This window comes from Mesorhizobium sp. CA8 (assembly GCF_020164955.1).
Lineage (GTDB): Bacteria > Pseudomonadota > Alphaproteobacteria > Rhizobiales > Rhizobiaceae > Mesorhizobium.
Genome location: NZ_JAIUHG010000006.1, coordinates 120,928 through 147,629, shown reverse-complemented (window position 1 = coordinate 147,629; position 26,702 = coordinate 120,928). Strand labels below are relative to the sequence as shown.

The following is a 26,702-nucleotide window of genomic DNA, read 5'->3' as shown; positions in this document are numbered from 1 at the left end:
CGGCCCAGTTAGCCGGCGTTAATCATGGCTTGAGTTTGTTGGCTCAAGGCAAGCCTCCAGGCCGCGAATGGCGCACCTTGAGGCGGGCATGGAAGTTCTAATTTAAGCACTTTCCTTTAACTCCGATCGATGGCGCGTCGTCCTCCGATCGACGGAGCGTCGTCCAGGAAAGCTATTCGGGTTGAATTGACCGCGACAAATTTCAACATCGGCCGTATCAGGCAGGCCGTTTTTTCTTCCGCCAACGTGCCGGCGGCGATTGCTTTCGTCGTGCTCTTGATCTGCGCGATCTTCGTCGACCAGCAGAACAAAAGGGTTTCCGATCAACTCACGCGCGCCGACGTCCTCTACAAGGTCAACATCATCCGCGCCAAGCTGGAAGGAAACATCAACGGCAATCTCCAGCTGGTTCAGGGCCTCGTCGCGGCCATCGTCACCGAGCCCTATATGGGCCAGCAGAGATTTGCCTCCCTGGCTGCCAATCTCTTCAAGCAGAAATCGCAGTTGCGCAACATTGGCGGCGCGCCCGATCTCGTCATTTCGATGATGTATCCGATGGAGGGCAACGAGAAGGCGATCGGGCTCGACTACCGCAAGAACGAGGCGCAACGCTTGGCGGCACTTAGGGCGCGCGACCAGCGCATATCGGTGCTTGCCGGTCCCGTCGACCTCAGGCAGGGCGGGCGCGCCTTCATCGGCCGGATCCCTGTCTTCGTACCGACGGCGGGGGGCGGCGATCGCTTCTGGGGCCTTGTCTCGGCGGCTATCGACATCGATCGGCTCTACGCCGCAAGCGGACTCACCGACCCCGATCTCGACATAGACGTGGCGCTTACCGGAAAGGACGCGCTTGGCGGTGGCGGCCAGCGCTTCTTCGGTAGCGCCGACATCGTCGAGAACAATCCGGTGACGGCAGAAGTGCAGCTACCGTTCGGTTCCTGGCAGATTTCGGCAATTCCCAAGGGCGGTTGGCCGACCGTGCCGAAGAACGAGCGAGTCTTGCAGGCGCTCATGGCGCTCGCCGCTGTGCTGGTGGTGCTGCCCATCCTGGTGGCCGGACGGCTGTTCGGCGAAAGGCAGAAAAACTATGCCGAATTGAGGCGCCTGTCCGGGAGGCTGGAACTGGCTCTGGAGGCTTCAGGCATCGGCGTGTGGGAGCAAGACCTCGTCACCGACGAGCTGCTGTGGGACGATCGCGTCAATGAGATCTACAGCAAGCCCGCCGACGGGAAGCCGCGCGGCTATGACGACTGGGCACTGGCGATCCACCCCGAGGATATCGCGCGGGCACAGCGCGAGTTCGACCTTGCCGTGGCTGCAAAAGGTCCCTACTCCTCGCAGTATCGACTGCTTCGCCCAGACGGCACCGTCCGCCATGTGCGCGCGCGCGCAAGCTACTTCCAGGACAGCGACGGCACGCCGAAGATGGTCGGGGCCGAATGGGACGTGACCAGCGACGTTCTGCTCAACGAGAATCTGGTGCGTGAACGGCAATTGTCGGAATCGAAGAATGCCGAACTCAAGACCGCCAAGGCGCGCATCGAGCATGTGGCGCTGCACGATTCGCTAACAGGCCTGCCCAATCGCCGTTACCTCGACGAGATGCTGGCCAGTTCGCCCGAGGATCGCACTGCGCTGCTGCATCTCGACCTCGACCGCTTCAAGCACATCAACGACACGCTCGGCCATGCGGCGGGCGACGCCATGCTCATGCACGCCTCGAAGGTCATCAAAGCCAACGTCCGGGCAGGTGACTTCGTGGCGCGCATCGGCGGGGACGAGTTCGTTGTGGTGTGCCAGGGGCGCGATGACAATGAACTCGCCGCGCTAGCGGACCATATCATCGAAGAAATGCGTCAGCCCGTCGACTATAAAGGCCACCAATGCCGGTTCGGGGTCAGCATCGGGATTGCGGCGCTTAGCGGCATCGATGCGAAGCAGTTGCTGGTCAACGCCGATCTCGCGCTCTATCGAGCCAAGAGCCGCGGTCGCAACCGTTATGAGTTCTTCAACGAAGAGCTGCAGAGCGAGATCGTCAGGACCAAGCAGACCGCTGACGAGATCCTCGGCGGGCTGGAGCGCAACGAATTCATCGCCTACTATCAACCACAGTTCGATGCCAAGACGCTCGAGATCGTCGGCGTCGAGGCGCTGTCGCGCTGGCGCCATCCACGGCGCGGCCTCCTCGCCCCCGACATCTTCCTCAAAGTGGCCGAGGAATTGAATGTGGTCTCGCTGATCGACCGCACGATCCTCGAACAAACGCTCGAGAATTTCCAGCGCTGGTCGCGCGACGGCCTCAACATCCCGCGCTTTTCCGTCAACGTATCAGCACGAAGGCTGGAGGACAACGACTTGATCAACGGCCTGCGCATGCTGGCGATCAAGGAGGGAACCATCTCGTTCGAGCTCGTGGAATCCATTTTCTTGGACGAAAATGACGAGCTTGTCGCCTGGAACATCGAGCACATCAAAGAGCTCGGGATCGACATCGAGATCGACGATTTCGGCACGGGCCATGCGTCCGTCGTCAGCTTGCTCAAACTGCAACCGCGCCGTCTCAAGATCGACCGGCAGCTCGTCACGCCGATAACGGGCTCAGCGGCGCAGCGGCGGCTGGTGTCGTCCATCATCGAGATCGGCAAATCGCTCGGCATCGGGGTCGTGGCGGAAGGCGTCGAGACGATGGAACATGCGCGAATCCTGAAAGAGCTTGGCTGCGACATCCTGCAAGGCTACGCATTCGGGCGCCCGATGGACGCAAAATCCTTCAGGACCTTCGCGGCGTCACGCAAATGGCTGGCCACGGCATAGGCGGATGAAGCGAGCTTCCGTTTGACCGCACCGCTACCGGCTGCGCAACCCGTTCGGCAAACGAGCAAACGATAGGACAGCCCTGTCGAGAGCGACAGCAGCTGCAGTCATAAGTCACCAAACTGTCACACCAGGCGGCAACCGCCATGGTAGGTTTGCCGAGGCCGCCTCCGCGGCCCCTGACCACATCAAGAGCCGGCGCAGCCGCCATGAACATCGCCCTCCCCGCCGAAGGCACCGACCTCTCGCCCTATTTGCCGGACGAGCACGGGCTGTTCTTCATCTACCATTTCAAGGCCGATGGGAGCCGCACCAAGGATCCAGCGGAGGCGCATTGGAGCTGGCGCAGCTACCAGATCACCGACATGCGCGCCCGCCAGGAGATCGGCGCCGAGCAGGCCTTGCCGGCGGCGGTGCGCGATGCTTTCCTGTCGCCCAGCCATGGCTGCCAGATCGACTTCGAGGACGACTTCCTCTATGGCGACCTGCCCGACTTCAGGCACGATTTTGCCGAGGCGCGCGGGCTCACGCATTTCCGTTTCGCCTTCAACGAAAAGATGCTGGTCGGCGCCCGCAAGCAGCCGCTGGAATCGGTCGACAAGATCCGCAAGCTGGTGGAGAGCGGCACGCGAAAATTCCGCGCGCCGGCCGAGCTAATCGAGGCGGTGATGGGCCAGTCGCTCGACGGCATGGCGGCCGAGCTCGGCAAGATGGGCGACACGCTCGACGGAATCGAGGATCGCATCGTGTGCGATGCATGGCACAATGAGCGCCAGGCGCTGGTCGACGCGCGCCGGCAGCTGGTGCTGATCCACCGGCAGATGGCGACGCTCACGAGTCTCTTTCGCCATCTAGACCATTCGCATCACAACGAACTGCCCGACCCCATCAACGACATGGCGACCCGGCTTTCGCACCGGGCGCACACGCTGCATCACGACGGCGAACAACTGCAGGCGCGCACGCGCCTGTTGCAGGACGAGCTGATGGCCAAGCTGACCGAGCAGTCGAACCAGCTGCTCTATATCCTCTCCGTCATGACGGCGGTGCTGTTGCCGATGACCATCATCTCCGGGCTGTTCGGCATGAATGTCGGCGGATTGCCGCTGGTCGGCACGCCGCTGGGATTCTGGGCGGTGACGACGATCTCGGTCGTCATCGCCGGCATCATCTATATGGTCGTGCGACGGCTGGGGCGCGTGTAGCGCTTCAGGCGGTTGCCCGCAAATCCTCGACGATCGTGCCGGCGGCCTGGACTTCGGCTTCGTGGCCGGGTTCGCGCCACGTCTCGGCAAGTCCGGCCGCGTACCATTCGCGCATGGCCGGGAGGTCGAGCAGCCGCTGCGGATAGTTAGCCGCTTCGCCTTCGAAAATCAGGCCATAGGACTGCGCCCTGAATGCGATGGGGGCAAAGAAGGCATCGACGGCACCAAAACGGTCGCCGGCCAGGAACGGCCCGCCGAAACGCGCAAGGCCATCGTTCCACAAGTCTCCCAAGCGGAAGATGTCGTGCTTCAGCGCGCCGGACATCGGCAATGGCTGGACGCGGACGCCGCAGCTCATCGGGCAGTCATTGCGCATCGCGGTAAAGCTCGAATGCATCTCGGCGGCGGCCGAGCGCGCCCAGGCGCGCGCCTTCGCCTCCGCCGGCCAGACGCCCTGGTGGCGTTCGGCCAGGTATTCGACGATCGAGAGCGAATCCCAGACCGCCCAGCCGTCATCGACCAGGCAGGGTACCCGGCCATTAGGCGAGAATTGTCGGTAGAGTTCGAAACTCGGCCCGGTCGGGAACGGCGTCAGCCGCTCCTCGAACGGAATGTTGAGGACGCGCATCAGCAGCCATGGCCGCAGCGACCAGGACGAATAGTTCTTGTTGCCGATATGCAGAACGTACATCTGACGCCCCTTCCCCTGGTCACGCAATCTCAGACGGAGAACGTTGCGCTTGCTTATCTTGTTGCGGGCGCCGGCGGGCGGACCTCGCGGCCCCTGAACATCGACCATGAATACATCGCCAGCGCCGTCCAGATCAGTGCGAAGGCGATCGCCTGCGTGGTGCCGAACGGCTCATCGAAGATCAGCACGGCGATCAGGAACACCATGGTCGGCGCGATATATTGCATGATGCCGATGGTAGACAGGCGCAGCAGCCTGGCGCCGAAGGCAAACAGCAGCAACGGCACCGCGGTGACCGGACCGCAGCCGATCAGCAAGGCCGTGTCGGCACCGCTGCTGGAGATGAAATGATCCTGGCCGGTGGCGATCAGGTAGGCGATGTAGCCAAGCGCCGGCACCGAGAGCAAAACCACCTCGAGCAGAAAACCCTGGCTCGGGCCGATCGGCAGCGTCTTGCGGAAGAAGCCATAGGCGGCAAAGGAAAAGGCGAGCGCCAGCGATACCCATGGCAATTTGCCGGCCTCGACTGTGAGCACCGTCACCGCGATCGTGGCGAGCGCTACTGCGGCGATCTGCAGCCTGTCGAGCCGCTCGCCGAGCAGCACGGCGCCGACGACGACGCTGACCAGCGGGTTGATATAGTAGCCAAGCGCGGTCTCGACGGTGCGGTCGACCGCGATCGCCCAGACATAGATACCCCAGTTGATCGAGATCAGCACCGCCGTCAGCGCCGCCATGGCAAGGCTCTTCGGCGAGCGGATCGCCGCCTTGAAATCGGCGGTGCGGCCGGCCCAGATGAGCACCGCCGCCGCGATCGGCACCGACCAGACGACGCGGTTGGCGATCACCTCGGCAAGCGGCAGATGCGCCACCGCCTTCATGTAGAAGGGTAAGAGCCCCCAAAGGAAATAGGCGCCAAGCGCCAGGAGGAACCCGCGGCGGGCCTTGGCATCCTGATCGAGATCGGCTGTAGCGGTGACCATGGCCTAACGCTATGGCCCAGCGGAGCGCCCAAGACCATCACAAAATCATGATGGATCAACGGAGTTTTGGTGATGGTTCAAGGAGGTCCCAGTTCTCGCCTCACTTTGGGGACGAGGAAGGGCGGCGGCCTACTCCGCCGCCACCAATCCCGCCATGTCGCGGTTCTTCATCAGCTTGTAGACGATCGAATCCATCAGCGCCTGGAAGGAGGCGTCGATGATGTTTTCCGACACGCCGACCGTCCACCAGCGGGCGCCGGTGGAATCATGCGATTCGACGAGGACGCGGGTGATGGCCTCGGTGCCACCGTTGAGGATGCGCACCTTGAAATCGGCGAGCTCGAGATCGGCGATCTCGTTCTGGTACTTGCCGAGATCCTTGCGCAGCGCGATGTCGAGCGCGTTGACCGGGCCGTGGCCTTCGGCGACCGACATCTTCTCCTCGCCGTCGACCTCCACCTTCACGATCGCCTCGGAGACGGTCTTCAGATTGCCGTTGGCGTCGAAGCGGCGCTCGACCATGCAGCGGAAGGACGTGACGTTGAAGAACTCCGGCAGGCCGTGCAGCATTTTTCGCGCGAGCAGCTCGAAAGAGGCGTCGGCGCCCTCATAGGCATAGCCTTCCGCCTCGCGCTCCTTGACCACGGCGATCAGCGCGTCGAGCCGATGATCGTCCTTCGGCACGTCGATGCCGCGCCGCTTCAGCTCGGCGAGGAAATTGGCCTTGCCGCCCTGGTCGGAGACCATGACGCGGCGGCGGTTGCCGACGGCTTCCGGCGGCACATGCTCATAGGTCGCCGGCTCCTTGGCCAGGGCCGAGGCGTGGATACCGGCCTTGGTGGCGAAGGCGGAGGAGCCGACATAGGGTGCCTGCGCTTCCGGCGCCCGGTTGAGCAATTCGTCGAAGGCGCGGGAGAGCCTGGATATCCCCGTCAGATCTTCGGCCGAAATGCCGGTTTCGAAGCGGTCGGCGAAGGCGGGCTTCAGCGAAAGCGTCGGGATGATCGTGATCAGATTGGCATTGCCGCAGCGCTCGCCGATGCCGTTCAGAGTGCCCTGGATCTGACGCACGCCGGCTTCGACGGCGGCGAGTGAATTCGCCACCGCCTGGCCGGTGTCGTCATGGGCGTGGATGCCGAGATGATCGCCTAGGATGCCGCCGGCGATGACCTTCCCAACGATCTCCCGCACCTCCGAAGGCTGCGTGCCGCCATTGGTGTCGCACAGCACCACCCAGCGCGCGCCGGCATCATAAGCGGTTTTCGCACAGGCCAGCGCGTAGCCCGGATTGGCCTTGAAGCCGTCGAAGAAATGCTCGCAGTCGACCATGGCCTCCTTGCCGGCCGCGACTGCCGTCTCGACCGAGGTCTTGATCGAGTCCAGGTTCTCCTCATTCGTGCAGCCGAGCGCGACGCGCACATGATAGTCCCAGCTCTTGGCGACGAAGCAGATGGCATCCGACTTCGACTGCACCAGCGCCGCCAGCCCCGGGTCGTTGGAAGCCGAGAGCCCTGCCCGCTTGGTCATGCCGAAGGCGACGAATTTCGCGCTCTCAGTCCGTTTCTTTTGGAAGAAGGTCGTGTCGGTCGGGTTGGCGCCCGGATAGCCGCCCTCGACATAGTCGATGCCGAAGTCGTCGAGCAGCTTGGCGATCGCGATCTTGTCCTCGACAGAAAAGTCGATGCCCGGCGTCTGCTGGCCGTCGCGAAGGGTCGTGTCGAAGAGGTAGAGGCGTTGCTTTGTCATGGCAGTAGCTCGAAATCCCGCGCTCCTTCACCGTGGAGCCGCGAACGTGCATCACTATCTCCCCGCGAACCGATCCGTCGCCCGGATCAGCCGGTCCAGAATCCCGGGCTCCGAATAGGCGTGGCCGGCGCCCTCGATGAGGTGGAAATCCGCCTTCGGCCAGGCCTTGTGCAGCGCCCAGGCATATTTCGCCGGGCACGGCATGTCATAGCGGCCGTGGACGATGGTGCCGGGAATGTCCTTCAGCTTCCAGGCGTCGCGCAAAAGCTGCCCTTCGTCCAGCCAGCCGGCATGGACGAAATAGTGGTTCTCTATGCGGGCGAAGGCGATCGCATAGTCGTCCTGGGCGAACTGGTCGCTGGTCTCGGGCTCGGGAAGCAGCGTGATCGTCTCGCCTTCCCAGATGCTCCAGGCGCGGGCGGCCTCAACTTGAGCCTTGCGGTCGGAGCCGACCAGCCGCTTGCGATAGGCGGCCATCATGTCGCCGCGCTCGGCCTCGGGGATCGGCGCCAGGAACCGCTCCCATTTGTCGGGAAACATCTCCGAGACGCCGAACTGATAGTACCATTCGAGCTCGGCGCGGGTCAGCGTGTAGATGCCGCGCACGACGAGCTCGCTGACGCGCTCCGGATGCGTCTCGGCATAAGCGAGCGCCAAGGTCGAGCCCCAGGAGCCGCCGAACACCAGCCATTTGTCGAAGCCCGCCATCTCGCGCAGACGCTCGATATCGGCGACGAGATGCCAGGTAGTGTTGGCCTCGAGCGAGGCGTTGGGCATCGACTTGCCGCAGCCGCGCTGGTCGAACAGGATGACGTCATAAAGTTTCGGGTCGAACAGGCGCCGGTGTTTCGGCGAGATGGTGCCGCCCGGACCGCCATGCAGGAACACGGCGGGCTTGCGGCCCTTGGTGCCACAGCGCTCCCAATAGACGGTGTGACCGTCGCCGACATCGAGCATGCCTGACTCGAACGGCTCGATCTCGGGATAGAGCGTACGCAACGAACTGCCGTGGATCGTCATAGTTTCAAACCGTGCTGCGGCCAGTTGGCCGTCTCGTGGTCGGGATGCTGGAAGGAGATGATCTGCTCCTGCCGCCGATAGAAGTCGGGGTCGTCAAGGATCGGCGCCTCGAAGATCTTTTCCACCCAGGGCAGGCGAACGGCGTAATTCACCTGGATCTGCGGTGCGAGGTCGGAGCGGTCGTCGAAAGCGCCGATGGCGATCTCCAGCGAGCCGGGCTGGCGGTAGGTCAGCGGCGTGCCGCAGCGGGCGCAGAAGCCGCGGTCGATGTTGACCGAGGACTGGAAATAGCTCGGCTCCTCATGGGTCCACTCGACGCCGTCCTTCGGCACCGTCACCAGCGCGCCGAAGAAATTGCCGAACTGTTTCTGGCACATGCGGCAATGGCAGATGGACGGGCGCCCGAGCTTGCCGTGCACGCGGAAGCGCACGGCGCCGCACTGGCAGCCGCCGGTTCGAACTTGATCGGTCATGGTTTTTCCTCCGGCGGCCATTGCTCGGTGTCGTGATCGGGATGCTGATAGGAGACGAGCTCGGCGAGGTAAGGCGCGGACGTGATATCGCCCATCGTCTCCTCGGACGGCAGTTTCGCGATGCCGTCTACATAGGGAAGCTTTGCTTCGACGCCCCACTGGATGGTGGGCGCGATGCCGGTCGGGTCGTCGAAGGCGGCAATCGCTAGCGCGATGCCATCCGGCGCCTCGAAGGTCAGCGGCGTGCCGCATTCGGCGCAGAAGCCGCGCCGGACGGCATTGGACGAGCGGAAGCGTTTCGGCTCGCCGCGCGTCCAGTCGAGCGTAGCGCCGCGCACCGAGACCAGCGGCAGATAGAAATTGCCGCTCGCCTTCTGGCACATGCGGCAATGGCAGACCGAGGCGTCTCCCAGCGCGCCTTCGACGCGGAAGCGCACGGCGCCGCACTGGCAGCCACCTGTATAGACCGGCCGGTTGTCGAGGCTCATCGCTCACTCCTGGGTATCGGCTTACTCCGGGTCATGGGTTTACTCCGGGTCATGGCAAACCGCTTCGACATTGTTGCCGTCGGGATCGAAGACAAAGGCGCCGTAATAGTTGGGGTGATAATGTGGATGCAGGCCCGGCGCGCCATTGTCCCTGCCGCCGGCGACAAGTGCAGCCGCATGGAAGGCATCGACCTCGGCGCGGCTGCGGGCGGTAAAGGCGACATGCTGGGTGGATTTCGGCTTGTCCGTGCTGTCGCTCAGCCAGAACACCGGCCGGTCGCGACCATAGCCGCCAACCTTGGCGCCGCCAGTATATTGCTCAGGCACCATGTAAAGTAGGGAAGCCCCCAGCGGCGCCATCGCCTTGTCGTAGAAGGACTTGGACTTTCCGAAGTTGGAAACATTGATGCCAAGATGATCGATCACGGGACGAACTCCTCCGTTTGTGGCGCGGGCGCATCGGCAAGGCCGACCACGATGACGATGTGCTGGCAGACATTGTCGATATCGCGGATCACGTCGTCGTTCCAGAAGCGCAGAATGGTCCAGCCTCCGGCAGCTAGATAGGCAGTTCTTTCCTCGTCCCGCCGAGAGTGTTCCGCATCACCATGCTGGCTGCCATCAACCTCGATTATGAGGCGATATGCCGAACATGCGAAATCGACAATGTAGGGTCCGATGGGCACTTGCCGCCTGAAGCTCATTCCCATCAGCCGGTGAGCGCGCAACTCGTTCCAGAGTTTCAGCTCGGCATCGGTCATCGCGCGGCGCATCGACTTGGCGTTCTTGCGCTGACCAAGAGGAAAGCGGTCGTGGCCCATGTTCAGACCGCCTTCCGCTGGAGATTAGCGAAACCGGACGCGCCGGCTAATCTCCCCCCTTGCGGGGGAGATGTCCGGCAGGACAGAGGGGGGTGCTGCCCCGCCAGCGTGGCCGAAACTCGGGAGTGCTGCGCTCTCAGAAGATGGTTATCGCCAAAGTGGGCAAGCTCGGACGCTGGCGTTCCTTCACACCCCCCTCTGTCCTGCCGGACATCTCCCCCGCAAGGGGGGAGATTGGCCGTCACCGGCGCCTTCGCCAATCGCCAAGGTTCCCTCACCGCTTGATCTCCCAGGTCGTCACGCGCTCGCCGGTCACGGGGTCCTTTCCGTCCTTCAGTTGCACGCTCTGCGCCAGTAGCTCATTGCGGATGCGATCACCCTCGGCCCAGTTCTTGGCAGCGATAAACTCCAGACGATCCGCGATCGCCTTGGCGATCGCCGCCTCGTCCACCTTGGCCGCGCCCGTATCGAAGCCGAGAAAGGCCAGCGCTGCCTTTAGCGAAGCGGCTGCGCCATTCCCGACATTGCCGCCGGCATCGACCGCCTCGCCGGCAAGCTGCGTCAGCCGCTGCAAGGCAGTGTAAGTGGCGAGATCGTCCGACAGCGCTTCCACCACCTCGGCCGGCAATTCTTTTGCCGCCACAGGCGCGAGGTCGGCGGCGCGCTTCCATTTGCGCAGCGTGTTCTCCGCCTCCTCCAGCTTGCGCACGGAGAAGTCGATCGGCTCACGGTAATGCGTCATCAGCATTGCCAGCCTGAGCACCTCGCCCGGCCAGGTGCGGCCGCCGAAAGTCTCGGTCTCCAGCAGCTCATGGATCGAGAAGAAGTTGCCGAGGCTCTTCGACATCTTCTGGCCCTCTACCTGCAGAAAGCCGTTATGCATCCAGACATTAGCCATGACCTTGGTGCCGTGCGCGCAGCGCGACTGGGCTATCTCGTTCTCGTGGTGCGGAAAGATCAGGTCCAGCCCGCCGCCATGGATGTCGAAAACCTCGCCGAGATAGGCGGCCGACATGGCCGAGCATTCGATGTGCCAGCCGGGCCGGCCCCTGCCCCACGGGCTCTCCCAGCCGGGCTCTTCGGGCGAAGACAATTTCCACAGCACGAAATCGCCGGGGTTCTTCTTGTGCGCGTCGACGGCGATGCGCGCGCCGGCCTGCTGCTCGTCGAGATTGCGCTTCGAGAGCTCGCCATAGTCCGGCATCGAGGCGGTGTCGAACAGCACTTCGCCGCCGGCGACATAGGCGTGGCCGCGCTCGATCAGTTGCGCAATCAGCGACAGCATGTCAGCCTTGCCGTCGGCGCGGGGCGCAACGAACTCGGTGGCCCGCGGCTCGAATGTCGGCTCAAGGCAACCGAGAGCCTTGATGTCCTTGTGGTACTGGTCGGCGGTCTTTTCGGTGACCTTGCGGATCGCGTCGTTGAGCGAGAGCTTTCCGGCCGCAATGTCGTCGCCGAAGTCGCGCAGCGCCCTGGCATTTATCTTGTCGTCGACATCCGTGATGTTGCGCACATACGTGACATGGCTTTCGCCGTAGAGATGGCGCAACAGACGGAAGAGCACGTCGAAGACGATCGCCGGGCGCGCATTACCGATATGGGCGAAGTCGTAGACGGTCGGGCCGCAGACATACATGCGCACATTTTGCGGATCGATCGGGACGAAAGGTCCCTTGGCCCGCGTTAGCGTGTTGTAGAGGCTGAGGCCCTTCGATGCGTCAGACATGCGGTCCCGGTCCTTAGTTTCTTGTTGAGCATGACTTATCCGAAAACCGGCTTCCGCTTTTCGGGGTCATGCTTGAGCCGGAACCGGGTCTGCACCGAAGGCGCAAATCAGGCTCCAGCCTGCTGGCCGGGGCGTTTTTTCCGATCTGGGGAAAGATGAGGCGAAAACGTCCGGACCAGCGCGAGGCTAGCCAATAATGCAAATGCCACAAATGGCGAAAGACGTTTTCATGCGCGGCTTTATCGCGCCGGCAGGTGTTGCCGTCAAGTCGCTCTGCCAAGGAAAGATGTCGTCGGATCACAGGTAAAGGTAGGACGAAACATTTTATTAAACATGTCGGCACAGTTATGAAACATTCGCCGGCTAGACCCGCCAAGTGTCACGATTTGGTCCGAATCAGCCGCCAAACGCTGAACACGAAGCCGTTACCAGGGAAGAGAACAATGCCTCGCAACAAGCAGGAACAGAACCGACAAGCGCAGCCGGCTCTCGCCAGCCACTACCGCGCGATCGGCCCGGCGGCGATCGTCGCGGCCCTTCTCCACACCGCGAAGAAGAAGAAGCCGGCGCAGAAGATCGTTTCGCCGCGCGCTGCTTGAAAAGGTACGATCGGCACGGTCCCCCGACGGCGGGACGCCGGCGATGAGGGCGCCAAAAGAGCGCCCTGGAGATGAAAGGCCCCACAGCAGCCTTTCGAGGCAAGCAGCCTTCCGCTGGATGGTTTGACGCAATCCGAACGGAAGGTTACGGCGAAGGCGCCGAACCTAACCGCTCCACACTTTTCCTGGAATTGCGCTAAAATAAAGTCATTTGGTTTTCGTCCGCGCCGGGCTTCTGGCGCCTGGGTTTTTCGGCCTGCGGCGGAACGATGCCGCGCTGCTGGATCTCCGGCCCGGTGTTGGCGACCTTGTTGACCAGGTCGGAAACCGGAATCGCCTCGAAGAAATCGGGCTCGGCGGGCTTCAGCAGGTCGAGCACGGCGCGCGGCTCCTGCGTGCGGCAATCGAGCCAGCGGGCGAAGTCGTGTTCCTTGATGACCACCGGCATGCGGTCATGGATATGGGCGATGCCGGCATTGGCCTCGGTCGTGATGATCGCGCCGGTGTCCATCTCCGAGCCGCCTGGTTCGGCATAGGTCTCAATCAGCCCGGCGAAGGCAATCACCCCACCTCGCTTCGGCCGGATCCAGTAGGGCTGGCCCTTGGCCGAGCCCGACTGCTGCCATTCGTAAAAGCCGGAGGCCGGCACAAGAGCGCGGCGGTGGCGCATCGCGGCCTTGAACGAGGCTTTTTGCAGCACGCCTTCGGAGCGGGCATTGATGAGCAGCGGAAACGCCTTTGTGTCCTCGACCCAGGCCGGAATCAGGCCCCAGCGCACCAGCATCGCCTGGCGGTCCGGCAGGTTCGAACCAGGTTCCCGCTGCGGACCAGCAAGCGCCATCAGCACCGGCTGTGTCGGCGCGATGTTGTAGCGCGCCGGAAATTCCTCCAGCTCGGCCAGGCCAAGGAAGGCGGCGGTCTGGTCCGGCGTAGCGGTCAGGGCAAAGCGTCCGCACATGGATCTGGGCTCTTCGATTGATGTGCCACGAAAGTGGCGATGGAACCGCCGGGCCGCAACGGCTAAAGCTGGACTCGCCCAACCGGTCCACAAAAGGCTGCAGAAAGATCGGCACGCATGGAACAGCGCAAGATCATACCGGCCGTTTCCGTCGCGGTCGTGCGCGACGGAACCGTGCTTCTGGTCAAGCGCGGGCGGGCGCCGTCGCAAGGGCTCTACGCCTATCCCGGCGGCAAGGTCGAGCCGGGCGAAACGCTGGCGGAGGCCGCTGCGCGCGAATTGCTGGAAGAAACCGGGCTCGAGGCGACAGGCTATCGCCCGCTGCGCGACATCCATATCGACGGCCATGCTGAAAACCACGCGGTCGACTACCTGCTGACGGTGTTCGGCGCCGCCTATGCCGGCGGCGAGCCCGTTGCCAGCGACGATGCCGAGACCGCTGCGTTCTACACGCTGGCGGAAATGGCAGCGATGCCGCTTGCCGGCGATGTGTTCTCGGTCGCCGAGGAGTTGCTCGGCCCCGCGCAAGGCGCCAGACGGTGAGTCTCCAGAATGGCCTTGCAGGCGACAAAATGTTTCGCCACAAAGCCCTGCCCTTTCACCGCAAGGCTTTGATGACCCGCGCTTCCGCTTTTTTCGCCGCCTGCCTCGCCGTCAGCGTCGCTGTAGCGGCACCCCCGGCGTTCGCCGCCGAGGCGCCTTTCGAGCCCGGGCTGATGCGCTTGGCCGAAGTGCTCGGATCGCTGCATTTCCTGCGCAATCTCTGTGGCGAAAAAGGCGACCAGTGGCGGGTCGAGATGGAAAAGCTGCTCGAGTCCGAAAATCCCGATCCCGATCGGCGTGCCCGCTTCATCGCCTCGTTCAATCGGGGCTACCGCTCCTTCAGCGGCACCTACACGCGATGCACGCCTTCGGCGACCGAGGCCATCGCGCGCTACATGAAGGAAGGCGAGACGCTGTCGCGCGACATCGCCTCTCGCTACGGGAATTGAGCCCGGCTCGTCCGGCGGCAACGTTTTACGCGGATTTTGGCGGCAACCGGCGCCAGTATGGCGTGTGTTATTGTGTCCTGTCCCGCTCTGGTGCAATCTGTGTTGCACTTGCGCAACAGCGTTAATGAAACGTTAGTGGACAAATCCGGAATTAACTCAAACTGAAGGTTTTAATGCCGCAAGCTGGGCTAATCGGCTAAGCTCAATACCAATTGAACGCAGCCTTGTTCGATAAGTAGATCGCGACCGTAAAAATGTCGTATTTACAGGCACTTATTCCAGGCTGCCGATAAAGGTCGAGCCCGATCCCTCCTCGGATCGCCGCTTGCGAAGGGTGGACATCGCAAATGGAACATGGTGTCAGCGACATCGACGCGTTGGTCAGGGAAGAAAAGCGCCTGACCGCCGTGGAGAGCCACAGCGAAGCCTGGGCCGAGGGCCTGTCGGCTGGCATCGAACCGGAAATCATCGCCGAAGCGGCGCTGGAGACGGCTTTCGGCGAGATGCTGCGCGCCAATGGCGAGACCTCGGCGCTGGCGCTGCTCGACCGCATGCGGGAGAAAGTGATCGCCGGCGCGTTCGAGCCGGAACGGCTTAGGCATTAGTCCCTTTTTCGATAGCGACTTTTGAGCGTGGCTTTTGACGGGGACGCGCCGTTTGGGCATCATGCCCGCGCGCTCGGACATTCAGAGCCCCGGCCGGGACGGAACCCGGAAACCATGGAGAGGCAAGCGGTGAGATTTTCGATGTCAGGCCGGCCACACGGGCCGGCCCTCAGCATCCTGATCGCCGCTTCCTGCCTAGCGCTGTCGCTGTGCCTCGGCAGCACCCCTTCCTATGCGCTGAGCGAGATCCAGCGCGAGGACCTGCCTTCGCCGGTGACCCCGCCCGCCAATGGCGACAGCGCCGCGCCCGGCACCACCGTGCCCATGCCGGAGGCGCCCGGCACCAAACCCGCGGACGGCCAGCCGGCCGACGACACCGACAAGTCAGAGCCGGAACCGCCGCCCGCCAATGGCGGCATCACCAGCCCGCACGCCGATCCGGACGCGCCGCCGCCCGCCGTCGTCTACGACCTCAATACACTGCCCGAGCCGGTCAAGCGCATGCATGGGCTGATCGTCGAGGCCTGCAAAAGCGGCGACATCGAGAAGCTGAGGCCGCTGATCGGCAAAGGCGATTCCATGACGCAACTGTCGCTGGGCGACATTGACGGCGACCCAGTCACCTTCCTCAAGGGCCTCTCGGGCGACGGCGACGGCCAGGAGATCCTCGCCATCCTGGAAGAGGTGCTTTCGGCCGGCTATGTGCATGTCGACACCGGCACGCCGCAGGAGCTCTATGTCTGGCCCTATTTCTTCGCGCTGCCGCTCGACAAGCTCGATCCCAGGCAGCGCGTCGAATTGTTCAAGCTGGTCACTGCCAGCGACTATGACGACATGAAGCAGTTCGGCGCCTACATCTTCTACCGCGTCGGCATCACGCCGACGGGACAGTGGCTGTTCTTCGTCGCTGGGGATTAAACGCTTTAAACCGGCAGCGCCTCGGAAAACTCCACCGCCCTGCCCTGACCGGGCATGACGATCTCGCCTTCCCACATGACGCGCGTGCCCCGTACTATGGTGCCGATCGGCCAGCCGGCGACCTCTTTGCCGTCATAGGGCGTCCAGCCGGCCTTGGAACCTGCCTGTGCGTTGGTGATGGTCTCGCGCCGCTTCATGTCGACGACCGTGAAATCGGCATCGTAGCCGGCGGCGATGCGGCCTTTCCTGGCCATGCCGAAAATGCGCTGCGGACCATGGCTGGAAAGGTCGACGAAGCGCTGCAAAGTGAGCCGGCCGGCATTTACATGGTCGAGCATGATCGGCACCAACGTCTGCACGCCGGTCATGCCCGACGGCGAAGCCGGATAGGGCTTTGCCTTCTCGGACAGCGTGTGCGGCGCGTGGTCGGAGCCAAGGACATCGACGATGCCCTGGGAAATGCCGTGCCAGATGCCGTCGCGGTGCCGGGCGGCGCGCACCGGCGGGTTCATCTGGATCAGCGTGCCCAGTCTGCCGTAGTCGTCAGCCGTCAGCGTCAGGTGATGTGGCGTCGCCTCGCAGGTCGCGACATCCTTGTGCTGTTCGAGGAAGACGATCTCCTCGGCTGTCGAGATGTGCAGCACATGGATGCGCGCGCGTGTCTGCCTGGCGATGCGTACCAGCCGCTCCGTGCAGCGCAGCGCGGCGATTTCGTCGCGCCAGACGGGATGCGACGACGGATCTCCCTCGACGCGCTCGCCGAGCCGTTCGCGCAGGCGGAACTCGTCCTCGGAATGAAAGGCGGAGCGGCGGCGGGTGTTGCGCAGGATCGAAGCGACGCCTTCATCGTCCTCGACCAGAAGATCGCCGGTGGACGAGCCCATGAACACTTTTATGCCGGCCGCTCCCGGCAGCCGTTCCAGTTCGCCGACATCACGAGCATTGTCGCGTGTGCCGCCGACCCAAAAGGCGAAGTCGCAATGCATGCGGTTCGTGGCGCGCTGCACCTTATCGGCCAGCGCGGCCTCGCAGGTGGTGAGCGGATTGGTGTTGGGCATTTCGAAGACGGCGGTGACGCCGCCCAGCACCGCGGCGCGGGAGCCGGTCTCCAGATCCTCCTTGTGCTCCAGCCCCGGCTCGCGGAAATGCACCTGGCTGTCGACGACGCCGGGCAGGATGTGCAGGCCCGTGCAGTCGACGATTTCGCCGGCCGAAGCCTGGCCGAGATCGCCGATCCGCGCGATGCGGCCGGCCTTCACGCCGATGTCGCGCCGGCCCTCCCCGTCATGGTTGACCACCGTGCCGCCTGTCAGGATGAGGTCGAAGGTGGTCGCCATGGGCAGGTCCAGTCTCTTGCGGGGGGATTGTGGCCGGCTTACGTAATGGCCGACCATTTTGCAAGATCAGGCCGATTTTACGCCCATGCCCTTTGCCCGCCTCAAAGACCGCGCGCTCGTTTCCGTGTCAGGCCCCGATGCCGAGCATTTCCTGCAGAACATCCTCACCACCGATCTCGATACGCTGAAACCTGGGGAGGCAAAGCCCGGCGCGCTGCTTTCGCCGCAGGGCAAGATCCTGTTCGATTTCCTGATCTCGCGCGCCGGCGACAACGGCTTCCAACTGGAAAGCCGGGCCGACATCGCCGATGATTTTGTGCGCAGGCTGATGCTTTACCGCCTACGGACGAAGGCGGATATTGCCAAGCAGGATCAGGTGCTTGTCACAGTCGCATGGGGTGATGATTCAACCGCCTCGGTTTCTGATTCAACAGCACTCGCCGATACGCGCTTCCGCAATGTCGCTGTCAGGCGCACCTATGGAGGCGAGGCAAGGGACAGCGACGATCCTGGCGCCTGGCTGGCGCTGCGCATCGGCAACGGCATTGCGGAGAGCGGTTCCGACTACCAGCTTGGCGACGCCTTCCCGCATGACGTTCTGCTCGATGAAACCGGCGGGGTCGGCTTCAAGAAGGGCTGCTATATCGGCCAGGAAGTGGTTTCGCGCATGCAGCATCGCGGCACCACGCGACGACGCGTGCTGATCGCGTCGGCCGATAGCCCGCTGCCCGTTTCGGGAACCGAGCTCACCGTCGCCGGCCGGCCGGTGGGCACGCTCGGGTCTGTCGGCGGCCAAACCGGTCTTGCGATTGCCCGCATCGACCGCGTCAAGGCGGCGGTCGATGCCGGCGAGGCGATCATGGCGGGCGACGTTTCCGTGACACTTGCCATCCCCGCCTGGGCGAAATTCACCTTTCCTGAAGGTGCGGTCAGCGCGGAGGAGGCCTGATGGCGGCCGACCGTGCCGGAGCGCCGCCCCGCGCCTGGCAACGCATGCTGTCCGGCCGGCGGCTCGACCTGCTCGATCCCTCGCCGCTGGACATCGAGATCGCTGACATCGCGCACGGGCTTGCCCGCGTCGCCCGCTGGAACGGCCAGACCAGCGGCGACCATGCCTTTTCCGTCGCGCAGCATTCGCTGCTGGTCGAAGCGCTTTACGGCGAACTGGCGCCCGAGGCCACTGCCGAGGCGCGGCTCGCCGCGCTGCTGCACGACGCGCCGGAATATGTTATCGGCGACATGATCTCGCCGTTCAAATCGGTGATGGGCGGCTCCTACAAGGACTGCGAGTTGCGCCTGCAGCGCGCCATCCATCTGCGTTTCTCGCTGCCGGCGGAGCTTAACGCAGCTTTGCGCAAGGACATCAAGCGCGCCGACCAGATCGCCGCCTATTACGAGGCCACGCTGCTGGCCGGCTTCTCGACGGCGGAGGCGACCGAGTATTTCGGCCGGCCGCGCGGCTTCTCCGCCGACCGCTTCGACTTCACGCCAAAATCCGTGACCTGGGCGCAAACAGCTTTTCTGAAGCGTTTCAAGACGCTGGAAACCAGGCGCCAGTCTTCGCTCGCGGTGAATTCCACCCCTTAAAGAACGTTAAATTAACCGGCGAGCAGGACAGTATTGCGTTCGGTCACGGTCCGAAGGCGTGCTCATGCCTGGCGCACATATCAAGACTGGTTCGATCGCCGGCAAGCGAAGAGCGGCCAGCATTGGCCCGGCCCGACGAATAGCTGAAGAACTTCGCGCCCAGAATGAGCGCTTCGCGGCGGCCGTCGAGAACATGTCGCATGGGTTGTGCATGTTCGACGCCGATGAGCGGGTGATCATCTGCAACCGCAACTACATCGACATCTTCAGCCTGGACGCCAAAGTGGTGAAGCCCGGCATACGTTTCTTCGACATCCTGCAGCACAGTGTCGACATCGGCATCGCCGCGCAGAGCGCCGGCGAGCTTTATGCCATCCGCAAGCCTTACATCGACGGCGCCAAGCCTTCTACCTATGAGGAAATTCTGTCGGACGGACGCATCATCGTCATTTCGCACCGGCCGATCGCCGTTGGCGGCTGGGTGTCGATCTACGAGGATGTAACGGAGCAGCGACGGGCCGAGCAGGAGCTGAAGGAGCAGCACCGCCGTTTCGACGCCGCGCTCGCCAACATGTCGCAAGGCCTGCTGATGTACGACGCCAACGGCAGGATGATCGTGCGCAACAAACGTTTTCTGGAGCTCTTTAACATCACCGCAGCGGATTTCCCGCTCGGGACCACCCATGGCGATGCGCTTGAGCGACTACTGGAACTTGGCATCTACACCGAGCTTGACGTCGACAGCGAGGTCGCCAAGGCGGAGGCCAGCCTGAAGGCGACAAAAATGCATTCGACGTATCGCCAGCTTACCGACGGCAGGACGGTTCTGGTCGTGCGCCAGACGATGCGAGGCGGCGGCTGGGTGGCGACGTTCGAGGATGTCACCGAGCGCCGGCGTGTCGAAGAGCGCATGACGCATCTTGCGCATCACGACACGCTGACCAATCTGCCCAATCGCTCGATGTTTCGCGAAAAGCTGGATCAGGCGCTCGGCGAGGCCAAGGCCAAGCCGCTGGCGATCCTCTCGCTCGACCTCGACCGCTTCAAGGCCGTCAACGACACATTCGGCCACCCGGCCGGAGACTGGCTGCTGAAATGCGTCGCCAAGCGGCTGCAGCACGCCGTGCGCAGCAGCAAGGACGTGGTGGCGCGCTTCGGCGGCGACGAATTCGCCATCATCCAGTCGGGCATCAAGAACGCTGCGGACGCCGAAAAGCTCGCCAAGCGCATCGTCGAGATGGTCGGCAAGCCCTATCGCGGCAAGGGACGCGAAATGCATGTGGGCGTGAGCCTCGGCATCGCGCTCTATCCCGGCGACGGAGATGATGCCGACACGCTGCTCACCAACGCCGACATGGCGCTCTACCGAGGCAAGAGCGAAGGGCGCAACGTCTATCGCTTCTTCGAGGCGGGCATGGATGCCCGGATGCGGGAGCGCCGGGCGCTCGAGGCCGATCTCGAAGGAGCGCTCTCCAAGCGCGAATTCGAGCTGGACTTCCAGCCGATCCTCGATATCGGCTCCGGCAGAATCGTCGGCGCGGAAGCCCTGATGCGCTGGCGCTCGCCGTCGCGCGGCCTGGTATCGCCGGAAAACTTCATCGCCGCCGCCGAGGAGACCGGATTGATCGTGCAGCTCGGCGACTGGGCGCTGCGCAAAGCGTGCAACGTCGCGGCCAATTGGCCGCGGAACATGCGCATGGCCGTCAATGTCTCGCCCGCGCAGATCAAGAGCGGCGGCTTCGCCCGCAGCGTGATCTCGGCGCTCGCCTTTTCCGGCCTGTCGGCCGACCGCCTGGAGCTCGAGATCACCGAAACGGTGATGATGGATGAAAGCGACACAGTGCTGAAGACAATGAGCCAATTGCGCGGCCTCGGCGTGCGCATCGCGCTCGACGATTTCGGCACCGGCTATTCCTCGCTCGGCTACCTCCGGCGATTCCCCGTCGACAAGATCAAAATCGACCGCTCCTTTATCCGCGACCTCGACAAGCGCGACACGGCGGCGATCGTGCGCACGGTGATCGGGCTCGGCGCCGAGCTCGGCATCATCGTTACCGCCGAGGGCGTGGAGACCGAAGCGCAGCTCGATACGCTGCGCAAGGCCGGCTGCGGCGAGGCGCAGGGCTATCTGATCGGCGTGCCGACCAAGGCGGCCGACATCAGCCGGCTGCTGCGTTCGCAGGCGCTGCTGCGCCAGTCAGGCTGAGTGACACCGTCCGTCAGCGTAGCGCCCCGATATATTTCTCGTGAAAGCTGACATAGCCGGGCTCGACCACTTTGAGATGCCGCTCGATCAGCCGATGGAATTGCGGCAACTGGTGGAACGGCACGCCGGGACAGGCATGGTGCTCGGCATGATAGGGCATGTTCCAGGCGAGCTTGCGCACGAACCAGTTTGTCAGCGTCGTGCGGGTGTTTTCCAGCATGTTGGCGACAAGGGGACAGCGGCCGTGCTCGGCCAGCAGATAAAGCCTCAGGAACGGCTGGCCGAGCAGCGCCGGCACGATCCAGACATAGAGCAGCACCGACGCCTTGAACCAGACCGCCAGCGCCAGCAGGACGACATAGAAGGCGATCATTGCCCGCGCCTCGGCCTTTACTTTCGGCAGTCCTTTGGGCGGCACGTAGCTGTCGCGGCAGCGCCCCATTGCATTGGTGTAGAGCGTCTTGAAATGCCCCCACCACACCGGCAGGCCGGAGACGTGGACGATATATTGCCGCACCGTCTCGGGCTTCGGGAAAGCCAGCTCCGGATCGTTTTCGGGATCCTGGGTGAAGCGGTGATGGGCGAAATGGAAATAGCGGAACCAGTCGGCCGGCAGCGCGATCGCCAGGCTGCAGAAGCGCGCGACGGTATCGTTCAACCACTGCGTTTCGAACGCTGTCCTGTGCACCGTTTCATGTAGCAGCGTGAACAGGAAGACGATCAGGATGCCCTGCGGCAGCATGAGGGCCGGCCAGAACGGCACCTTGGCCGCGATCAGCGCGCCAAGGAGGACGATCGCGCCGAGATGGACCGCGAACTGGACAAGGCGCGGCCGATCCGATTTGCCGGTCAGCCGACTGCGCTCCTCATTCGTCAGCGAGGCTATCACGGAGCGATGGTCGACGGCTGCGTCATGGTCGATTTCGTTCATCAGATCACGATACACAGAAAGAAATCTTTCGAAAAACGAGGATTTCTGCAAAATAGATAAGATCACCTTATCTTTTGGATTGCCATGGTCGCCCTTCCCTCCTTGCGCGGACTTCAGGCCTTCGAAGCGGCGGCTCGGAGGGGGAGCTTTGCCGCCGCGGCGGAGGAACTGTCTATTTCGGCCGCGGCCGTCAGCCAGCTTATCCGCACCGTCGAGGAGCAGATGGGGCGCAAGCTGTTCCACCGGGTCAACCGGCGCGCCGTGCTGACCGAGGCCGGGGTGGAGATGCTGCCGAGGCTCAGCATGGCCTTCCGGGAAATCGGCAGCGTCGCGCGCGATGTCGGCGGCGATGCGTTCAGGCCGAGGCTTGTCGTTTCGGTGCCGCCTTCCATGGCGATGGGCTGGCTTTCGGAGCGGCTCGCCGGCTTTGTCGCCGGGCATGGCGCCGCCGACATATCGCTCAGAGGCGACGACGATCCGGTGCCGTTCGATCATGAATTGATCGACATCCGCCTCTCCTACGGCCCTCACTACCGCGAGCATCCGACGGAAGAGATCGTCAAGGACGCCGTATATCCCGTCTGCGCGCCGACGCTGGCCGGGGCGACCGGATCCGACGGGCTTGCCGGCCTGCCGCTCATCCACACCGACTGGGGACCGACCGGCGCGTCCTTTCCGTCCTGGCGCAACTGGTTCGAGGCGGCGGGAAGCGAGCCGGGCCGCGCGGCACAACGCGGTCTGTCCGCGAACTCGTCGCGAGCAGCGCTCGATCTCGCCCTTTCAGGGCTGGGCGTGGCGCTGGCGCAGGGCATCTATTGCGCCCAGGCGCTGGAGGATGGCAGACTGGTGCGGGCCGCCGCGCAACCCCTGGAACTGCGCCAGCCCTATTGCCTAACGATCCCCGAACGCAGCGCAAGGCGCGATGTCGTGGCCGCGTTCCGGAAATGGCTGATCGGGGAATGCGTTCGCGCCGTCAACTCGCCAGCGCTCGGCACCCAGTCATCCGAGAACTCGTTTAGGAAATTACGGTGACGGAGCACTCATTTCCGTCGCCGCCCGCCCCGCTTTTCAGCCGAACGAAGTAGGAGATTCTTCAATGTCGCTCGAACTCATCAACCCGAACGATCTGCCAGTTCCGGAGATGTACACGCAGGTTGTCGTCGCGACGGGATCCAAGCTGGTGTTCATCTCGGGTCAGCAGCCCGAGGACATACACGGCAAGCTCGTCGGGCATGGCGATTTTGCGGCGCAAGCGCGCCTGGCGTTCGGCAATCTCGGCCGAGCGCTCAGCGCGGCAGGCGCGCGACCCGACCAAGTCTGCAAAATCACTGTCTACGTTGTCGACTACAACCGCGATGAGCACGTTCCGATCATCGAAGACGCGCAGATTTCGCTGTTTGGAGATCACAAACCAGCGAATGTGATTGTCGGCGTGGCGATGATGTCCCCAGGCTACCTGATCGAGGTCGACGCGATGGCGGTCGTTTGACGAGGAGACCGGAATCTACTTTCAAAGATGAGCTGCCAGAGCCGCGACCATGTCCTTGCTCGTCGCCACTGGAATGATCTCGAACTCGACGAGGTCGTTCCACTCGATGGCCCAGCGTTGCAGGATCGTGACGTCATCGGCCTCCACCAACAGGAAGCAGCGGCTCATGTCGCCGGCGATCCAACTGTGATGCACGACAAGTTCATCCGGCTTCAGCCGGCCCCTGTCGCGAAAGCGGCGATAGATTTCCTTGCGATCCGCGCCGTGAAAGTCCTCGATCACGAAAAACAGCATTCTTGTTCCCTCAGTTCGAATGATCGGGCAATTGAGGAACTGGAGAACTGGAGAACTGGAGAACTGGAGAACTGAGGAAGCGAGGACGGATGACTCCGCTAGACACTCAATTCTTCAATTCCCCATTTCCTCAATTCCCCAGTTCCTCATTCCCCATTTCCCCATTTCCTCAATTCCCGCTTCTCCGGCCGCTACTTCTCCGGCCTCTCCAAGCGCTCCAGGAACCACTGCGTCAGCCGCACCCAGAGTTCGTCCTTCTCGCCCGAATCCTCCCAGCCATGGTCGAGATTGGGATTGTCGTTGACCTCGATGACGAAGACTCCGTCCTTGGTCTCCTTGAGGTCGACGCCATAGAGCCCGTCGCCAATGCATTTTGCCGCCCGCACCGCCGTTTCGACGACATGCGGCGGCGTCTGCTTAAGCGTGAACGTCTTGATGCCGCCCTGGTCCGGCTTGCCGCTGGCCTTGTGGTTGACGATCTGCCAGTGCTTTTTCGCCATCAGATAGTGCACGGCAAACAGCGGTTGGCCGCCGAGCACGCCGACGCGCCAGTCATATTCGGTGGGGATGAATTTCTGCGCGATCAAGAGATCGGAATCGTCCAGCCATTCGGTCGCGAGCTTGGTGAGCTCAGCCATGTTCTCGCATTTCTTGACGCCGCGCGAGAAAGACGAATCCGGGATTTTCAGCACAAGCGGAAAGCCTAGCGTCTGCGCCGCCACTTCGAAGTCGGAGGTGCCGGCGATCATCACCGTCGGCGGCACCGGCACTTTGTTGTAGGTCATCAGTTCGTTGAGATAGACCTTGTTGGTGCAGCGGATCATCGACAGCGGATCGTCGATCACCGGCATGCCTTCCTGCTGGGCGCGGCGCGCGAAACGGTAGGTGTGGTTGGAGATCGACGTGGTCTCGCGGATGAACAGCGCGTCGTAATTGGCGAGCTTGGCGAGGTCCTTCCTGGTGATCGGCTCGACCTCGACGCCCATCTTCTCGGCAATCCGCGCCCAGTAGCGCAGCGAGGATATCTCCGACGGCGGCAGTTCCTCATGCGGGTCGACCAGCGTCGCGAACGTATAGCGCGCCGGCGTGCGGCCCTTGGTGTCGCGCCATTCGCGGTTGGTGTAGGTGTCCAGGCACTGCAGGAAGAACTCTTCTTCGTCCTCGGCCATGCGGGCAAGCGGCAGGAAGCCGATCTTGCGGATCGACGCCCATTCGGCGCTGTCCTTGATGTGGACCTCGAGCGCCGGCGCGCGGAACCAGTCGAACAACAGCTTGGCGAAACGGTCCCATATCTTCGACGGACCGATGCCGAAGAAGATCGCCACCTTAGCCGGAAACGCCCCGCCGAGATCCTTGCGGCATTTGTTCAAGGCAAGCTCGAGCTCAGGCAGCGCGTGCTCGTACAGCTTGCGCTCCGAAAGATCGATCATGGTCTCCACGGTCGGTATCACCCTGTGGCCGCGCGAGCCGGCCAGCAGCGAGGCATAGTAGCCGCGGCTCTGATAGCCGTAATTGTTCGACAGGTTGATCACCTTCGGCCGCTGGCCGCGGAACAGCGCCGGATGCGCGAGGTAGTCGCGGTTGGTGATGATCTTGTGGGGTGTGGCCACCTGATCGATGTCGTTCTGCCTGCCTGTGAGGATAACCCAGGTCATTGTCTTAGCGTTTTCCCAGAGTGATGGCGGCGCGCAGGCCGTCGCGACCGAACTGCGCCATGTTCATGAAGATGTCGTAAGGCACCGGAATGTTCGCGGCGTCGAGGATCGTTTCCTGCCTCTCATCCTCGACCCACGGGTCGTGGATTAGGATATGGTCGCCATCGTCGCCGATGGCCAGCACCCAATGCGGCACCTTCTTGCCGAACATCAGGAAGCCGCTGACCAGCACCACCACCAGCTTGCCCCCGGCCAGGGCGTCGCGGATGTCGCCGATGCCGAACGGACGGTAATCGACTGGGATACCGTAAAGCTCGGCACGGCGGCGGAAATCGACTTGGGCGAGCTCCATCACCCGGCGCTTTTCCTCGCTCCTCACCGACTGCAGGAACAGGGCGCCGTAGAAGGAAACGAATATCTCCGCGGCGAGCCCGCTCTCGTAGCCGGCCACGGCCAGGCCGAAGGGCTCGCAGCCGCCAGGGCCGGACATCATGAAGACCGTGGTGGCCTCGCGCCACAGGCGAATCTCCATGACCGGGTCTGGCACGAAGCCACGGTCGAAATTGGCCATCGCCATCATCAGGCAGCAAGGGCCGCAGGTGAACTCGCAGGTCTGCTGGTAGAACGGCACGTTGGTCGCGGTCGGCGTGTCGCCGCGCAGCGTCTTTTCATAGCGCAGCGCGGTCGCGCCATCCTCGTAATAGTCGGGTTCGCGGCCCAATTTCCGATAGCCGGCCTCTTCGTAGATACGGATGGCGCGCTGGTTGTCCTCCCGCACTTCGAGGCGCAGCAGCAGCCGGTCATGCTCGAAGGCCGCTTCCTCGGCGGCCGCCAGCAGAAGCCGGCCGATGCCGAGGCCGCCGAAGAAGGGGCTGACGGCGATGGAATAGAGTCGCGCGACGCCGCTGCCCTTGCGAAACAGCACCACCGCATAGCCGGCGACGCGGCCCTCGTTCTCGGCCACCAGCATCTCGGCGGTGTCGCGTTCGATGAACTGGCGGAAGGAGCGGCGCGAGAGCCTGTCGCCCGGAAAAACAGCCTTCTCGATGGCGGCGAGGTCATCGACGTCTGACGCGCGGGCCTTGCGGATCTCGGCAGGCATGCGGGCTAAGGAGAACCTCGATTGTTTAAGAAACGGCCCCGGTAGATGCGTCGCGAATACTG

27 protein-coding genes are annotated in these 26,702 nt (G+C 63.3%); 12 read left to right on the top strand and 15 right to left on the bottom strand.

Annotated elements, in window-relative coordinates; all coding sequences use genetic code 11:
• Positions 1 to 216 precede the first annotated feature (216 nt).
• Together LB553_RS09260 and LB553_RS09255 are read left to right on the top strand one after the other, a co-directional pair.
• The gene (locus tag LB553_RS09260; protein ID WP_224512673.1) at positions 217 to 2,814 is read left to right on the top strand and encodes an EAL domain-containing protein; all 2,598 of its coding nucleotides are present in this window, start codon (positions 217 to 219) and stop codon (positions 2,812 to 2,814) included.
• Between the two features lie 209 nt (positions 2,815 to 3,023).
• Positions 3,024 to 4,019 (top strand): transporter, encoded by a 996-nt coding sequence (locus LB553_RS09255; protein ID WP_224512499.1) that lies wholly within the window; start codon positions 3,024 to 3,026, stop codon positions 4,017 to 4,019.
• A 4-nt stretch (positions 4,020 to 4,023) separates the two neighbouring features.
• On the opposite strand, the gene LB553_RS09250 is transcribed toward LB553_RS09255, so the two are convergent.
• The 9 genes from LB553_RS09250 to cysS form a co-directional block, all read right to left on the bottom strand.
• Entirely contained in the window at positions 4,024 to 4,710 is a 687-nt protein-coding gene (locus LB553_RS09250) for a glutathione S-transferase (RefSeq protein WP_224512497.1), read from the bottom strand.
• Between the two features lie 53 nt (positions 4,711 to 4,763).
• On the bottom strand, positions 4,764 to 5,693 hold the full coding sequence (rarD, locus tag LB553_RS09245) for an EamA family transporter RarD (protein ID WP_224512496.1): 930 nt from the start codon (positions 5,691 to 5,693) through the stop codon (positions 4,764 to 4,766).
• 129 nt (positions 5,694 to 5,822) lie between these two features.
• Positions 5,823 to 7,439 carry a citramalate synthase gene (gene cimA / locus LB553_RS09240; protein WP_224512495.1) on the bottom strand — a complete coding sequence of 539 codons (1,617 nt, stop codon included), beginning with the start codon at positions 7,437 to 7,439 and terminating at the stop codon, positions 5,823 to 5,825.
• Between the two features lie 54 nt (positions 7,440 to 7,493).
• Positions 7,494 to 8,459, bottom strand: a complete 966-nt coding sequence (gene pip / locus LB553_RS09235) for a prolyl aminopeptidase (protein ID WP_224512494.1) — start codon at positions 8,457 to 8,459, stop codon at positions 7,494 to 7,496.
• Positions 8,456 to 8,932: a GFA family protein gene (locus tag LB553_RS09230; RefSeq protein WP_224512493.1), complete on the bottom strand. Its 477-nt coding sequence runs from the start codon at positions 8,930 to 8,932 to the stop codon at positions 8,456 to 8,458. Before LB553_RS09230 ends, pip begins: the two co-directional genes overlap by 4 nt.
• Positions 8,929 to 9,420 (bottom strand): GFA family protein, encoded by a 492-nt coding sequence (locus LB553_RS09225; RefSeq protein WP_224512492.1) that lies wholly within the window; start codon positions 9,418 to 9,420, stop codon positions 8,929 to 8,931. The genes LB553_RS09230 and LB553_RS09225 overlap by 4 nt, the downstream gene beginning before the upstream one ends.
• A gap of 39 nt (positions 9,421 to 9,459) precedes the next feature.
• A complete protein-coding gene (locus LB553_RS09220; RefSeq protein ID WP_224512491.1) occupies positions 9,460 to 9,846 on the bottom strand; it encodes a VOC family protein in 387 nt (128 codons plus the stop codon).
• Positions 9,843 to 10,241, bottom strand: a complete 399-nt coding sequence (locus tag LB553_RS09215; protein ID WP_224512490.1) for an endonuclease domain-containing protein — start codon at positions 10,239 to 10,241, stop codon at positions 9,843 to 9,845. Before LB553_RS09215 ends, LB553_RS09220 begins: the two co-directional genes overlap by 4 nt.
• Before the next feature lie 274 nt (positions 10,242 to 10,515).
• Positions 10,516 to 11,967 (bottom strand): cysteine--tRNA ligase, encoded by a 1,452-nt coding sequence (cysS, locus tag LB553_RS09210; RefSeq protein ID WP_224512489.1) that lies wholly within the window; start codon positions 11,965 to 11,967, stop codon positions 10,516 to 10,518.
• Positions 11,968 to 12,410: 443 nt separating this feature from the next.
• On the opposite strand from cysS, the gene LB553_RS09205 reads away from it, so the two are divergent.
• A complete protein-coding gene (locus LB553_RS09205; protein ID WP_224512488.1) occupies positions 12,411 to 12,566 on the top strand; it encodes a hypothetical protein in 156 nt (51 codons plus the stop codon).
• 196 nt (positions 12,567 to 12,762) lie between these two features.
• Here LB553_RS09205 and LB553_RS09200 read toward each other — a convergent pair whose 3' ends face one another.
• Complete coding sequence (locus tag LB553_RS09200) at positions 12,763 to 13,524, bottom strand: SOS response-associated peptidase (RefSeq protein WP_224512487.1); 762 nt, start codon at positions 13,522 to 13,524, stop codon at positions 12,763 to 12,765.
• 117 nt (positions 13,525 to 13,641) lie between these two features.
• On the opposite strand from LB553_RS09200, the gene LB553_RS09195 reads away from it, so the two are divergent.
• The 4 genes from LB553_RS09195 to LB553_RS09180 all read left to right on the top strand — a co-directional run bounded on the left by LB553_RS09195 (position 13,642) and on the right by LB553_RS09180 (position 16,039).
• Positions 13,642 to 14,067: an NUDIX hydrolase gene (locus tag LB553_RS09195; protein ID WP_224512486.1), complete on the top strand. Its 426-nt coding sequence runs from the start codon at positions 13,642 to 13,644 to the stop codon at positions 14,065 to 14,067.
• A 71-nt stretch (positions 14,068 to 14,138) separates the two neighbouring features.
• Entirely contained in the window at positions 14,139 to 14,516 is a 378-nt protein-coding gene (locus LB553_RS09190; protein ID WP_224512671.1) for a TIGR02301 family protein, read from the top strand.
• 347 nt (positions 14,517 to 14,863) lie between these two features.
• Positions 14,864 to 15,121: a hypothetical protein gene (locus LB553_RS09185; protein WP_027164925.1), complete on the top strand. Its 258-nt coding sequence runs from the start codon at positions 14,864 to 14,866 to the stop codon at positions 15,119 to 15,121.
• Positions 15,122 to 15,250: 129 nt separating this feature from the next.
• On the top strand, positions 15,251 to 16,039 hold the full coding sequence (locus tag LB553_RS09180; protein WP_224512484.1) for a hypothetical protein: 789 nt from the start codon (positions 15,251 to 15,253) through the stop codon (positions 16,037 to 16,039).
• Positions 16,040 to 16,044: 5 nt separating this feature from the next.
• On the opposite strand, the gene LB553_RS09175 is transcribed toward LB553_RS09180, so the two are convergent.
• The gene (locus LB553_RS09175) at positions 16,045 to 17,376 is read right to left on the bottom strand and encodes a dihydroorotase (protein WP_224512483.1); all 1,332 of its coding nucleotides are present in this window, start codon (positions 17,374 to 17,376) and stop codon (positions 16,045 to 16,047) included.
• An 85-nt stretch (positions 17,377 to 17,461) separates the two neighbouring features.
• On the opposite strand from LB553_RS09175, the gene LB553_RS09170 reads away from it, so the two are divergent.
• The 3 genes from LB553_RS09170 (at position 17,462) to LB553_RS09160 (ending at position 21,169) form a co-directional block, all read left to right on the top strand.
• Complete coding sequence (locus tag LB553_RS09170; RefSeq protein WP_224512481.1) at positions 17,462 to 18,325, top strand: YgfZ/GcvT domain-containing protein; 864 nt, start codon at positions 17,462 to 17,464, stop codon at positions 18,323 to 18,325.
• Positions 18,325 to 18,963: a YfbR-like 5'-deoxynucleotidase gene (locus LB553_RS09165; protein ID WP_224512480.1), complete on the top strand. Its 639-nt coding sequence runs from the start codon at positions 18,325 to 18,327 to the stop codon at positions 18,961 to 18,963. Before LB553_RS09170 ends, LB553_RS09165 begins: the two co-directional genes overlap by 1 nt.
• A gap of 64 nt (positions 18,964 to 19,027) precedes the next feature.
• Positions 19,028 to 21,169, top strand: a complete 2,142-nt coding sequence (locus tag LB553_RS09160; RefSeq protein ID WP_224512479.1) for a putative bifunctional diguanylate cyclase/phosphodiesterase — start codon at positions 19,028 to 19,030, stop codon at positions 21,167 to 21,169.
• 13 nt (positions 21,170 to 21,182) lie between these two features.
• Here the strand turns inward: LB553_RS09160 and LB553_RS09155 are convergent, their stop codons facing one another.
• Positions 21,183 to 22,100, bottom strand: a complete 918-nt coding sequence (locus tag LB553_RS09155) for a fatty acid desaturase family protein (protein ID WP_224512478.1) — start codon at positions 22,098 to 22,100, stop codon at positions 21,183 to 21,185.
• An 84-nt stretch (positions 22,101 to 22,184) separates the two neighbouring features.
• On the opposite strand from LB553_RS09155, the gene LB553_RS09150 reads away from it, so the two are divergent.
• Both LB553_RS09150 and LB553_RS09145 read left to right on the top strand, forming a co-directional pair.
• Positions 22,185 to 23,132: a LysR substrate-binding domain-containing protein gene (locus LB553_RS09150; RefSeq protein ID WP_224512477.1), complete on the top strand. Its 948-nt coding sequence runs from the start codon at positions 22,185 to 22,187 to the stop codon at positions 23,130 to 23,132.
• Between the two features lie 64 nt (positions 23,133 to 23,196).
• Positions 23,197 to 23,589 (top strand): RidA family protein, encoded by a 393-nt coding sequence (locus LB553_RS09145; protein WP_224512476.1) that lies wholly within the window; start codon positions 23,197 to 23,199, stop codon positions 23,587 to 23,589.
• Between the two features lie 21 nt (positions 23,590 to 23,610).
• Here LB553_RS09145 and LB553_RS09140 read toward each other — a convergent pair whose 3' ends face one another.
• From LB553_RS09140 to LB553_RS09130, 3 genes are all read right to left on the bottom strand, one after another.
• The gene (locus LB553_RS09140; protein WP_224512475.1) at positions 23,611 to 23,883 is read right to left on the bottom strand and encodes a DUF3303 domain-containing protein; all 273 of its coding nucleotides are present in this window, start codon (positions 23,881 to 23,883) and stop codon (positions 23,611 to 23,613) included.
• Positions 23,884 to 24,074: 191 nt separating this feature from the next.
• A complete protein-coding gene (locus LB553_RS09135) occupies positions 24,075 to 25,538 on the bottom strand; it encodes a RimK family protein (protein WP_224512474.1) in 1,464 nt (487 codons plus the stop codon).
• A gap of 4 nt (positions 25,539 to 25,542) precedes the next feature.
• Positions 25,543 to 26,640 (bottom strand): GNAT family N-acetyltransferase/peptidase C39 family protein, encoded by a 1,098-nt coding sequence (locus LB553_RS09130; protein ID WP_224512473.1) that lies wholly within the window; start codon positions 26,638 to 26,640, stop codon positions 25,543 to 25,545.
• Positions 26,641 to 26,702: the final 62 nt, after the last annotated feature.